Origin of the sequence: Alteromonas sp. IB21, from assembly GCF_016405965.1 — a bacterium.
Classification (GTDB): Bacteria; Pseudomonadota; Gammaproteobacteria; order Enterobacterales; family Alteromonadaceae; genus Alteromonas.
Genome location: NZ_JAEFCD010000028.1, coordinates 38,617 through 50,572 on the forward strand (window position 1 = coordinate 38,617; position 11,956 = coordinate 50,572).

Consider the following 11,956-nt stretch of genomic DNA (forward strand, 5'->3'; position numbering starts at 1 on the left):
TGCGTGGAGCCCTGTAATTTTGAATTACCTATTAGCTACTATGATAACCGCTTTTCAGTTGACGCCATTAAGCTGTTACCTGGTCAGTACTTTGTCACGTCTCAAGACAAAATGCTGGTCACAGTTCTCGGGTCTTGCGTAGCGGCCTGCATGTTTGACCCAATAACCGGTGTAGGAGGAATGAATCATTTTATGCTTCCTAATGTGAACAAAACAGCTGAAGAGTTTGAAAAAGTGCAGGGGATGGCCGCAAAGTATGGCGTGCATGCTATGGAAGTTCTTATCAATGAACTAATAAAAGTTGGAGCGTCCAAGAAGAGGTTGAAAGCAAAGGTATTCGGAGGAGGAAAGGTCGTACCGTCTTTCATTCAAAGTGATGTAGGTAGGTTTAACGCTGAGTTTGTTACAGAGTTTTTGAACACTGAAAAAATTCCAATTATTGCAAGTGACCTATGCGATGTGTATGCGCGCAAAATATATTTTTTCCCTACCAACGGTAATGTGTTCATGAAACGCATCCACGAGCTTAATAATGCAACAATTATTGAGCGAGAGAGCCAGCATCGCTGGGAACTTAGTAATCGGGATGCTAGCGGTGACGTTGATTTGTTTGAGGATTTAAAATGACAATTAAAGTATTGGTAGTGGATGATTCTGCGTTGATTAGGCAGATCCTTAGCGAGATAGTTAAGAGTGAGCCTGATATGGTCCTTGTGGGCGCGGCGCCCGATGCGTTTGTCGCTAAAAAGCTGGTACTTGAAAAAGCGCCCGATGTGATAACCCTTGATATTGAAATGCCAAAAGTAGACGGGCTGCGGTTTTTAGAAGTATTAATGAACGCTAAACCCACTCCAGTTGTGATGATTTCAACGCTAACTGAAAAGGGGGCGGATGCCACGCTTCGCTCTCTTGAGCTTGGTGCTATCGACTTTGTAGCAAAGCCCAAAATTGGGGTCGCTCAGGGGATGGCCGATTACCATGAAATGATAGTAGAAAAAATTCGTACGGCAGCCCGCTCTAAAGTTAAAAAATTAAACCCGACAAAATCTGCCGCTGTCAGGAAAGTCAGTTACTCAGGAACGGAAAAGGTCATAGCCATTGGCGCGTCCACGGGAGGCACTGAGGCTATAAAAGAAGTGTTAAGTACGTTTCCAGCAAACGCGCCTGCAACCGTGATTACTCAGCACATGCCTGCTGGCTATACTTCAACGTTCGCCAAACGGCTAGACTCTGTGTGTCAAATGCAGGTTAAGGAAGCAAAAGGCGGTGAGCGCTTATTGCCAGGACAGGCCTATTTAGCGCCGGGTGATAAACATATGGAAATAGAGAGAAGTGGAGCGGACTACAGAATTAGGCTTTCTGACGGGCCGCGTGTGTCGGGGCATAAACCCTCGGTCGACGTGCTATTTAACTCGTTGTGCAGAAGCGCAGGAAGCAATGCGATAGGTGTTTTACTAACAGGAATGGGTAGTGACGGCGCACTGGGGTTGCTTGAGTTGCGTAATGCGGGGAGTGAAACCTTTTGCCAAGACGAAGCAAGTTGTATTGTATTTGGAATGCCGAAAGTCGCGATTGAAAAGGGCGCTGCAAAAAGTGTAGTTAGCTTAGAAGATATGGGCAGCGTCGTCATGAATACAGTAGAGAAACTCGATGCCGGTAGCCGTCTGTGATGACGGTGAGTTTGCGCTTATGTAAGAACCGTTGAACGGTTATCTGTGAAGAAAATGTTATCACTTCCCTTGTCCCAAAAAAGCTAAGGTGATTTAATAACGCCGCTTAGTTAAAAGTGATGCTGCTACAGAATGCTGTTGCTGTGGCCGATACTATGGATAGGCTTTTTATTAAGTGCGTAGAATTATAAGAATTGATACGTAAGTGGAATGGCTAATTTACGAATTGTCATAATAAAATCATAAAAGACAAGGGGTTGATTGTTGAAACGGTGCCAAAGTAAACGCTGATTTATTACAGCGTATGTTTTGAAGTACCTAACAGGAATTTAAGGCCTGCTATATTTCTTATAGAGCTGAGAGCAAATATATGCTCATTTTTACGGTATGACATCAATCCGGGATTATAACGAGTAGTTGAGACTCTTATGAAACAGCAAACGATTTTAGCTATATCGGCCTTAATGTTTTCTTCTTCTGTACTAGCCAATGGTGGCTTCGAACCGAACAAGAAAGAATGTGTTAACGTTGGCAAAGAAATCACGCGCGTTAGTACAGAGATGGATGTAGCAAAGTCTGGCATTCAGAAATCATGGCTTAAGCGTCAGCTTAACGCGCTAGAAGCTAAACGAACATCTTGTAGTACAAAAGGTTTTCAAGCTAACAACAATGAGTTGGCGAAACTTTAAAATCCTGAGCTTAGCAAAAAAAGAAGCACGAGTAACACAAAGCCGGCACTAAGGCCGGCTTTATTTTTAAGTTTGCGCTTTTTGTTCTTAGAAGAACAGGTAAGAAACGCTAAGCTTCATGCTACGAGGCATAATGTAGCGGCCGTTCGGTGAATCTGGATTACGCGGATCACCCTCGGTAATACCCTGTTCGTCGGTCAGGTTATCAACAGAGAACTGAAGACGAAGTGATTCAGTTGGCTCTAGCGTTAGACCTACATCAATCTTCTCGTATCCCTCTAGTACAACTGTGTTTTCGTTGTTACCAAAGCGATCATCAACCGCTGATAATGTACCGTATACAGTGGCATACATATCGCCGATATCGAAGCCGTAGCTTGGTGTTACACGTACTTGCCAACCAGGCTGACGCTGAGATTCATTGCCTTCGTTATTGGCGCTGGCAGTAATTTCAGTTTCCTGAATAGTTCCGTTCACGCTCAACGAGAAACCTGAATCGTGACTATAGCGACCGTCAAGCTCTAGGCCGTAGGCTTCGTTAGTAAGAATTTCAGCTGGTGCGCCTGGAAGACGTACAAACGTATCGCCTTTTACTTCATTAGCAAATGCCGTCGCAAAAAACTGAATGTTGTCATTCATGAACTTATAACCAAGTTCACCCTGAGTAACTTCTTTAATTAGGTCGTTACCGCCAGTGTAGGCACCCCAATTGTCTCTGAAGTCATCGAAGTAAGGCATTTTATAGCCTCGGTTCATGCGAACGAATACACCGCTAGTGTCATTAAGCGCGTAGTTTGCGCCCACTGTCCACGATGTTTTGGTTTCGTCGTACTCAAGCGCTTTAGTTATTTTGCCGTCAAGATCTTCATCTACCGAATAGTTCACTTCATGATTTTCACGGCGTAGCCCTAGGTCAATGCTCAGGTCTGTTGTTGCGTACCACGTGCCTGTTGCATAAAGTGCGAACGTGCTTGCATCACCCACAGAGCTAATGTCATAGTTAAATCCGCATCCTTGTGCGTCGGTGTTACACTCAATACCGTCTAGCAATTCACCGCCTGGCTGCAAAACGTGGTAAGCCGTGTTACCAATGCTCCACCAGTCATTGGCTTTGGTTGATGCACTGTAAATACCAAATGACGTATCGAAGTCTTCCCAGCTTTTCGACACAGCAAGGTCGTTAGTGAAAGCTTCAATATCTTTCAGTACTACCCAACGGCCGATTTGCTGAATAGGCGTATCACCGTCATACACTGTGCCAGTTACTGCACCAGTGGCTGATTCGCCATTGTCGGCAACATTTGCAACGGTAGTTGCAGAACCATTCGGTACAAGACCAAAAGTATTGGCTTCACCTTTGGTAAGGTTAAAGCGGTCAACTAGCTGCCAGTCGTTGCCTAAGTCAAGCTTAATGCTACCGCCACTTACGTGTCCGTCCCATCCACGACCTTCGCCAAAGTCGAAAGACTCAGTGGTATCATTAGGGCCATACGTAATGGTGCCTTGGCGATTCAATGGACCAATTTGCGTGTAGTTTGCGTCGATACCTTCAACGTTTAAAGGTGTAGGTAAGTACCAAGTACCGCGATCGTCAGTTTGACGGGTATAAAGGTTAAGCTCGCCTTTTTCGAAAACTTTAGTGATGTTAACGGTGAACTGGTTACCCTGCTCAGAGTTAAAGCCGGCATCACGAATACCTTCTGAGCTCTTAATGTAGCCACCTACCATGTAGTACAAGTCGTCATCTAGTGCGCCGCTTGCAACCACGTCAATACGGTTTAGGCCGTAGTCAGAGATGGTGTACTTCGCTGACGCTTCTGTTGACTCGCCACAACGTTTAAGGCGGAAGTTTGTTGTAAGGCCTGGCTGACCGTTGCTCACTACTGGGTTTGGACCACCGCGTAAACCTTCAACCATTTCAATTGTATCGTCTATGCGAAACAGCTGAGAGTTCTCAAGGAAAGATAGCGTAGGTGCAGGGTAAATAGGAGAGTTCTCAAGCGCAATCGTTAAGAACGGGGCATCGCCGCCACCTGGGAAACCACGAACAAAAACGTTTGCGCCAGACTCACCGCCTGAGCTTTCAACCCAAACACCTGGAATAGCCTTAAACAGATCGGCCGTAGACTTAGGTGCGAGTTTTTCAATGTCGCTAGCGTCGATGTTGGTTACCGCGAAGCTTGCGTCAATCTTTCTGATCCCTGCGCCGCCTGGCGTACCGCTGACAACAATGATCTCTGCGTTGTCTTTCGCTTGTTGTTTTACGTCTTCTTGTGCCATGGCAGGCTGCGTTAGTGCTACCGCTACTGCACTCGCCAGCATTCCTTTTGTAAACAACGTTTTCATGGTGTGTGCTCCCGAAAATGTTCTATTGCGTTGTTAACTGAATGCGTTAAACAGGTTTAAAAATTGTTATACGCATCACGATTGCGAAACAAAATAGATCTGTTTGCAAACGATTGCAAGAATAAAATGCAATCGTTTGCAAATTTTTTGTTTATTGTTGTTAACATGGTTTTACGCCAAGACGATTCGCGCTATATTGTGGATTCGGCTGTAGAGTCGACGATTTATCCGGTTTAGGTAGCGGTTTTACGCTTATATTTTGTAGTGCTATCACGGGTAACCCGGTATACCGAAAATTATTAGAGAATGGTCACATTGGTTTCTGAAACAAAACTCACCTTAGCGAAGCTGGCTGATATTGCTGGTGTATCAACATCGACAGCATCACGGGCACTGAAAGATAACCCGCTTATTAAGCAGGAAACCCGCAGCAGAATTCAGGCACTAGCTAAAGAGCACAATTTTAGTATTAACGCGGCCGCTAGTCGCTTAAGAACACAGAAAACTCACGTGATAGCGGTGATTTTAAATCTAATCGACAACACCGAACAAAGCACCACGGACCCATTCCTGCTTAAGCTGGTGGGAGAGCTAAATCAGGCGCTAAATGCCAAAGGCTACGAGCTACTGCTGTCTAACTCATTTATGGCATCTGACGATTGGGCGAACTACTTTATTCGCAGCCAACGCGCCGACGGCATTATTGTCATTGGGCAAGGAAAATCCACGGCCAAAATCGACCGAGCAGCACAGTCGGGCATTCCCATTGTAGTGTGGGGCGATGCAAAAACAGACGCGCCATATCCCATTATCGGCGGCGACAACTATCTGGGTGGCTATACGGCAACCCAGCATTTGCTGAGCCACGGCGCCAAACGCATCTTGTTTCTTGGAGACTCTGAACACGCGGAAATGCAGGAACGTCACAAGGGATATTCGCAAGCCCACCGCGATGCGAATGTGCCAATAGACACGCAGTGCACCTGCGCCATCGATATTACGTCGAAAGCAGCATACCAATACATTAATGAGCGTATAAAGGCGAATGGGTTAGATTTCGACGGGATCGTTTGTGTAAGTGATATGGTGGCATTAGGCGCGTTAAAAGCGCTAAAAGAGCGCTATGTAGGTATTCCAAGCGATGTAGGCATTGTGGGTTACGACGATATTTCTTTAGCTGAACTTATGCACCCGTCGTTAACAACGGTGCGTCAGAACACTCAGCATGCCGCAATAGAGATGGTTACGCAGCTATTAAACCAGTTTGAAAACAAACCTACAGAAAGCCAGGTAGTGGAAACAACCTTAATTGCCCGTCGCTCTACGCAGCACAGCGACTAATATTTCGCTTTTTTATCAGCTTTTTAACGCATAAACGCTATGATTTAACGGTAACAGGGTGTCGATATTAAGCTCTAACAAAAAAATAATAGCGCTTTGCAAACGTTTGCATTTTTATTTTCTTACGACTACACTCCTGCATAATTCAGTTAACAGAGTGTTTACACATGTCCCGATTCATGGTCATTGCAGCCATTGCCATTAGCTACTATGTATTTGCCATACTACTTAACAGTGTGGGTACTGTTATTCTGCAATCGATCAATAGCTTCGACATTAGTAAGCCAGAAGCAAGCACACTAGAAGGCTTTAAAGACCTTTCTATTGCTGTTGTCTCGTTCCTAGTGGCCAGCTTCATTCCTAGAGTTGGTTACAAGCTTTCAATGTTACTTGGGTTAGCAATAGTGGCCGTTGCCTGTGCGCTGACGCCTTCTATCGCAAGTTTCTGGTTCATTAAAGTGTTGTTTGCCTGCATAGGTACTGCATTTGCGCTAGTGAAAGTGTCGGTGTACGCCATAATTGGTCAGTTGTCGTCTACTACTAAAGCGCACTCATCGTTAATGAACACCATTGAAGGTATTTTTATGTTGGGCGTGTTGTCTGGCTACTGGGTGTTCGCCGAATTTATCGACCCCAATAACGACGCCTCATTATCTTGGCTGAACGTCTACTACTTACTAGCTGCGCTGGTTGGTTTTACGTTAATTGTTGTGGCATTGGCTCCTATAAAGCCTGTGGAAAACGCGCAATCAGAAGGCTTTGCAAGCGAGTTCTTCAGCATGCTGAAACTGGCCTATAAGCCTTTAGTGCTGGTGTTTATCTTCTCTATTTTCTTGTACGTGTTAATAGAGCAGGGCATAGGCTCGTGGCTGCCAACTTTTAACAAAGAGGTGCTAGGCTTACCTACTCAAGTCAGCATTCAAATAACCAGTATCTTTGCGATAGCGCTGGCCGTTGGGCGCTTAACTGCGGGCGCAGTACTTACGCGAATGAATTGGTATCCCTTCTTAAATATTTGTTTGGCGGGTATGGCAGCGGTAATGCTACTAAGCTTACCGCTTGCCGAAAACGTGGCTGACAGCACAATAGCCAGCTGGGCTGACGCACCAATAGCTGCGTTCCTTATTCCATTAATTGGATTGATGATGGCGCCTATTTACCCCGTATTAAACTCGGTAATGCTAAGCGCGCTACCTCAACATCAACATGCACCTATGACAGGGCTAATTGTTGTATTTTCGGCTCTTGGGGGAACCACAGGTTCTATCGTGACTGGATTTATTTTCGACGCAGTAGGGGGCCAACAAGCATTTTATCTTTCTCTTATTCCGATAGGTGCATTAGTAGTAACCCTATTCTTCTTTAAAAAAGCGTCTTCTTCTCTATCGCCTAAAGGTGCGCAGTAATTATGAGTTCTTCTTCACACAATTGGCGAAACAGCTTGTCATTTTTCGCCAGCGACCTGTTTAAGCAAGTGCAAATGGCTCAGCTTTTTCCTGACAGCAAAACCTTTGCTGACGCTATAGTTAAAACCGATCTTAATACCGTTTTAGCGGCCTACGAACAAGCGTGTTTAGATGCTCAGAAAAGCGGTGAAGCAGTAGAGTTAGCTACGTTTGTTAATACTCATTTCGATATTCCAGAAATGATTAGCGCAACATCGCAAACCAAGTTTGAAAATGTAGCCGACTATATTGAGCATATGTGGCAAGTGCTAACGCGTACCCCCGATACAAAGCAGAAAGATAGCTTAATAGCCCTAACTCGCCCGTACATAGTGCCGGGTGGACGCTTTCGCGAAATCTATTACTGGGATACATATTTCACCGCGCTAGGTCTAATTGACGCGGGGCGTACCGACATGGCAATTAACATGTTGGTGAATTTTGTAGATATTTTAAATGAAGTAGGCTGCATACCTAACGGCAATCGCGCTTATTATTATTCTCGCAGTCAGCCACCTATTTTGGCGTTATTTTATAACTTGCTTAAAAACGCACTAAGCGACCAGCAAAAAGAGTACGTTATTTGGGGCTTGAAGAAAGAATACCAGTTTTGGATGAATGAAGCGGGCGAGAACGCGTCACAGAAGGGCACAGCACAACTACGCACGGTTACCATGCCGTGTGGCGCTACACTTAATCGTTACTTCGACACCGAGCCTACGCCTCGCCCAGAGTCTTATCGAGAAGACATTGAAACAGCAGAGCACATTGGCGCAGACAAAAGTCAGTTCTACCAGCACGTTCGCGCGGCTTGTGAGTCGGGATGGGATTTTAGTTCGCGCTGGCTAGCTAATCCAGATTCATTGGCAAGTATTTGTACTACTGAAATTATTCCAGTAGATTTAAATGCTCTACTGGTAACGCTTGAGCAAACCCTGGCAAGCGTGACAAAAGGAGCCGAGCAAGCGCGCTACAATGCGGCATCTACGGCGCGAATTAATGCAATAAACACTTATTTGTTTAACGCTGAAAAGGCGGGCTATTTTGACTATCACTTCCCCACACAAACTCAAACTAATGTCGTGTCAGCGGCCATGTGTGTGCCGTTGTTTGTTGGTATCGCAAATGACCAACAGGCAGAAGGGGTAAGCGCAATCGTAATGAATACCTTGCTTAAAGAAGGCGGAGTGGTAACTACTTCCAATACTACATCGCAACAGTGGGATGCACCAAATGGCTGGGCACCACTTCAACTTTTCGCCGTTGAAGGCTTGCGTAATTACGGTTTCGATATGCAGGCACAAAACATTATGTTGCGTTTTTGCAAAACTATTGAAAATCACTTCGCAACAAGCGGCGTTCTGCTAGAAAAGTACAATGTGTGTGACCCGGAAATAAAAGCAGGCGGCGGTGAATACGACGTGCAGCTAGGTTTCGGATGGACCAATGGCGTGTATACCCGCTTTCAATCGTATCTGAACCAATAGTAAAACGTCGGCTAAAACAAAAAACGCGCGGTACCGTATAAACGGGCCGCGGGTTTTTTGGTTGTGTAGATATTAATTGTTGCCAGAGCGGTTACCCATATCAATCGACATGACGATATCATCGAGTATGTCGTTTAGCCCCGTAATCTTTTCGTTAGCAATGAATACGCTCATTTGGGACTCAACCCCAATATGGTCAGAAGACGCTTCATTTTCAAAGGTATTGTCTAGCGCATTCTGTACGCGGTCGAAGAACTGCCTTGCACTTCGCTCTTCAATGTTGTGAAGGCATAAAATGAACTGCTCAGTACCAAATCGCCCTAAAATATCGTTGCCGCGAGTTACGTCTTGAAGGGTTTGTGCGATTTGCCTCAGTACTTTGTCACTCTGGGTCGAACCCATTTTACGAGTTATATGGCGCAAATTATTTATGTCGAAAATAGCGATAGCAATGGCTCTGCCTTTTTTAGGCGCATCGAGTTTATTAATGCGAGCAATGGCTGAATTTGCATTGAGTAGTTGCGTTACAGGGTCAATAGCTTTGCCGGCCAAGTACTTTCTGCGTAACACATAACCGATAATACTGCTTAGTAATAGAAAAATAATAACGGCAGTGTATAGGGTATTTTTGCGACGCTGCTCCGCTTGCTCAATGGCGGATTCTAAGTCATAAATGCGGGTGTACAAATTGGCTGCGCCAATAATGAGTGCCGAATCTTGTGTGAGTTCACGTCGTTTTGTGACTTCTTTGGAGTAAAGCTCAAGAGCCGCCTTTGCGCGCTCCATATTATCTAAAGCCATATGCATAGCAACATTAAAGCTTAAGTAATCTAAGTTGGATTGAAACACACGAGGAATAGCAGCTGTGTTAGTCGACTCAACCTCTGCTAAATATTCTTCAATACAATTTAGATCATTCTCGTGTAAACAGAGTTCGGCTTTATGCCATGCAACAAGCATCTCTCCAAGCGAGCTTGATATGTTCGCTGTAGCTTTTTCTAAATCGGGAAGCGTATATGCCAAACTACTGTAGTCTTTCGTTTTCCTGTGATAGATCGACAATGCGTACTGGTACAAAAAGTTAGTCAGTGGGGTATCTATTTCGCTATTAAGTGTACCCAGTTCTAGAATGCTTTGGTAAGCCCTTTCAGTTTGCCCACTACTTATCAATGACACAATTGCACTAATTATAATGCTTACTTTATTACTGCCTTTATAAACTTGAAGTCCCATTTCATGAGCTTTTAAATACTGCTCTGCAGCCAAAGCGTGTTGTTCTAAGCTGCCGTAAAGTAAACCAATTGCATTATGTATATGCGCGAGCTCCCCCGGGCTACCGTTATCAGAATAGCGTTTGAGAACACCAAACATTTTGCCTAGCCGAATGCCCGGCTCTGTTGATTCAGAGCAGTAGTTTATAAGCCCTAATGAAGAACTTGTGTAGATGTCGCTGTGACGCTCTGGTGATGACAGTGCCTGTGCTTGTTGGTAATACTTGCATCGAGCGGGGTTTTCCCTAGCGTCATAAGAAAAGCCAATTTGATAAATAGCTGAAGCAAATGCATATGAACCTCGGTCGATATCATTCTGCATAATAGCCTTAAGTAAGAGGCTTTCTGCTTCTTCATATTTGCCGCGACAAATTAAAAATTGCCCTTTTGCAACGTTCAACGCAAAACGCTGCTGTTTTGAAATAGACTCAAGAGCAAGCGCATCTTCAAGCTCCGGAAGTAAGGATTGGCTTGGGCAGTCGTAAGAGGGAGAGCGTACTTTTTCAATAACAGCATCAACGCTCTCGTTTGCCAATGAAGCGAAAGAGGCAAGCAAAACGCTCGCAAACGAAATTACGGTTAAAAGTATTTTTTGAGCCATGAGAATAAATTTTTCTTCTTATCTACATTCTTTATTCGGCGGAAAATCAATGGTTTTGCACATTAATGGTAATGGCTGTTGATATCTTAACCTATATACGGTTTATGTAAAAACTGTGGGTACAATTTTTTCTTTTACTCGATTAATGTGCGGGCGACCCAAAGCTTACCAAAATTGCGACCCCAGTTAAGGCAACCGCAGACCACGCAATGGTCGCTTTAGTAGCCCGTTCGCCAAGCACCCAGGCAACGCCCAATGACATAAGCGCGCTAGTCGCTATTAGGGTTTGAACCACGGCTGCCTTAGCGTAAGCGAACGCGAACATTTGTAAGTAAATAGCGGCAGTAGTACCGAGTAACGTGGCTAACACAAACGCGGGCCACACCCGTTTTCCGCCTTCGCTTTGATAGTCGATAACGGGCATGTAGCGCGTTTTTGTTAAGGCGATAAACGGCACAACAAACACCATGCCGCCGACTAAGCGCAAAAACGCAGCGCTGGCGGCATCGATTTCGCCGGCGCTCAAAATGTTGCGGCTAACTACCGCACCAACAGCCTGACAAAGCGCTGCGCCCACGCCATATAAATAACCGCTAGTAGCAAATACGTGGGTAGTGCTGCGTTTGCGTACCTTTATAACCATGTCAACCGAGAATAGCACCACTGCAATGCCAACCCACTGTTGCCAGGTGATCCATTCGCCAATGAACGCCATAGCGAAAAGGGCCGTGAAAAGCGGCGCAAGGGTTTCGGCAACCAGTACAGCTTGGCTATCGCCAATGCTTTGCAGGGCTTTAAAGAAGCAGGTGTCGCCAATACCGATACCAATTAGGCCACTAAGCAACAGCCATAAAACAACGTGAGTGCTAAGCCCTGTTGGCTGAACTACCATTAAAACTACCGCCAAAATGGCAATAGAAATAAGGCCTTTCCAAAAGTTCATGGTAAGCGGTGAAAACGCGTTACCGGTACCTCGGAATAAACGCGCAGCAATGGCCCAACAAAGCGCTGTACCTAGCGCAGCAAAAACACCCATAAATTACCTTTGAAAAAAGCCTGAATAACAACAAACGTATTAAAAATTGCGGCTATGCTAATGCAAGGTG

Annotated in this window: 9 protein-coding genes; 6 read left to right on the top strand and 3 right to left on the bottom strand. The window is 45.1% G+C overall.

Translation table 11 applies throughout. The annotated features are described in order from the left end of the window. The first annotated feature begins 3 nt into the window (after nucleotides 1-3). The 3 genes from cheD to JC525_RS16545 all read left to right on the top strand — a co-directional run bounded on the left by cheD (nucleotide 4) and on the right by JC525_RS16545 (nucleotide 2,359). Entirely contained in the window at nucleotides 4-627 is a 624-nt protein-coding gene (gene cheD, locus JC525_RS16535; protein ID WP_198816806.1) for a chemoreceptor glutamine deamidase CheD, read from the top strand. After that, nucleotides 624-1,670: a protein-glutamate methylesterase/protein-glutamine glutaminase gene (locus JC525_RS16540; RefSeq protein ID WP_198816807.1), complete on the top strand. Its 1,047-nt coding sequence runs from the start codon at nucleotides 624-626 to the stop codon at nucleotides 1,668-1,670. Before cheD ends, JC525_RS16540 begins: the two co-directional genes overlap by 4 nt. 428 nt (nucleotides 1,671-2,098) lie before the next feature. Beyond that, the gene (locus JC525_RS16545; protein WP_198816808.1) at nucleotides 2,099-2,359 is read left to right on the top strand and encodes a hypothetical protein; all 261 of its coding nucleotides are present in this window, start codon (nucleotides 2,099-2,101) and stop codon (nucleotides 2,357-2,359) included. 87 nt (nucleotides 2,360-2,446) lie between these two features. Here the strand turns inward: JC525_RS16545 and JC525_RS16550 are convergent, their stop codons facing one another. Then, complete coding sequence (locus JC525_RS16550) at nucleotides 2,447-4,705, bottom strand: TonB-dependent receptor (RefSeq protein WP_198816809.1); 2,259 nt, start codon at nucleotides 4,703-4,705, stop codon at nucleotides 2,447-2,449. Nucleotides 4,706-5,011: 306 nt separating this feature from the next. On the opposite strand from JC525_RS16550, the gene JC525_RS16555 reads away from it, so the two are divergent. The 3 genes from JC525_RS16555 (at nucleotide 5,012) to JC525_RS16565 (ending at nucleotide 8,978) form a co-directional block, all read left to right on the top strand. Continuing rightward, nucleotides 5,012-6,046, top strand: a complete 1,035-nt coding sequence (locus JC525_RS16555; RefSeq protein ID WP_198816810.1) for a LacI family DNA-binding transcriptional regulator — start codon at nucleotides 5,012-5,014, stop codon at nucleotides 6,044-6,046. Between the two features lie 167 nt (nucleotides 6,047-6,213). Continuing rightward, nucleotides 6,214-7,452, top strand: a complete 1,239-nt coding sequence (locus JC525_RS16560; protein WP_233095257.1) for an MFS transporter — start codon at nucleotides 6,214-6,216, stop codon at nucleotides 7,450-7,452. Nucleotides 7,453-7,454: 2 nt separating this feature from the next. Then, nucleotides 7,455-8,978, top strand: a complete 1,524-nt coding sequence (locus JC525_RS16565) for a trehalase family glycosidase (RefSeq protein WP_198816811.1) — start codon at nucleotides 7,455-7,457, stop codon at nucleotides 8,976-8,978. Nucleotides 8,979-9,050: 72 nt separating this feature from the next. Here the strand turns inward: JC525_RS16565 and JC525_RS16570 are convergent, their stop codons facing one another. After that, nucleotides 9,051-10,850: a GGDEF domain-containing protein gene (locus JC525_RS16570; RefSeq protein ID WP_198816812.1), complete on the bottom strand. Its 1,800-nt coding sequence runs from the start codon at nucleotides 10,848-10,850 to the stop codon at nucleotides 9,051-9,053. Between the two features lie 142 nt (nucleotides 10,851-10,992). Continuing rightward, on the bottom strand, nucleotides 10,993-11,886 hold the full coding sequence (locus JC525_RS16575) for a DMT family transporter (protein WP_198816813.1): 894 nt from the start codon (nucleotides 11,884-11,886) through the stop codon (nucleotides 10,993-10,995). Nucleotides 11,887-11,956 lie beyond the last annotated feature (70 nt).

Bases quoted from the DNA above. Each gene is read 5' to 3' on its own strand.
- JC525_RS16540 (WP_198816807.1), top strand. From the start codon at position 624: ATGACAATTAAAGTATTGGTAGTGGATGATTCTGCGTTGATTAGGCAG.
- JC525_RS16545 (WP_198816808.1), top strand. From the start codon at position 2,099: ATGAAACAGCAAACGATTTTAGCTATATCGGCCTTAATGTTTTCTTCT.
- JC525_RS16550 (WP_198816809.1), bottom strand. From the start codon at position 4,705: ATGAAAACGTTGTTTACAAAAGGAATGCTGGCGAGTGCAGTAGCGGTA.
- JC525_RS16555 (WP_198816810.1), top strand. From the start codon at position 5,012: ATGGTCACATTGGTTTCTGAAACAAAACTCACCTTAGCGAAGCTGGCT.
- JC525_RS16560 (WP_233095257.1), top strand. From the start codon at position 6,214: ATGTCCCGATTCATGGTCATTGCAGCCATTGCCATTAGCTACTATGTA.
- JC525_RS16565 (WP_198816811.1), top strand. From the start codon at position 7,455: ATGAGTTCTTCTTCACACAATTGGCGAAACAGCTTGTCATTTTTCGCC.
- JC525_RS16570 (WP_198816812.1), bottom strand. From the start codon at position 10,850: ATGGCTCAAAAAATACTTTTAACCGTAATTTCGTTTGCGAGCGTTTTG.
- JC525_RS16575 (WP_198816813.1), bottom strand. From the start codon at position 11,886: ATGGGTGTTTTTGCTGCGCTAGGTACAGCGCTTTGTTGGGCCATTGCT.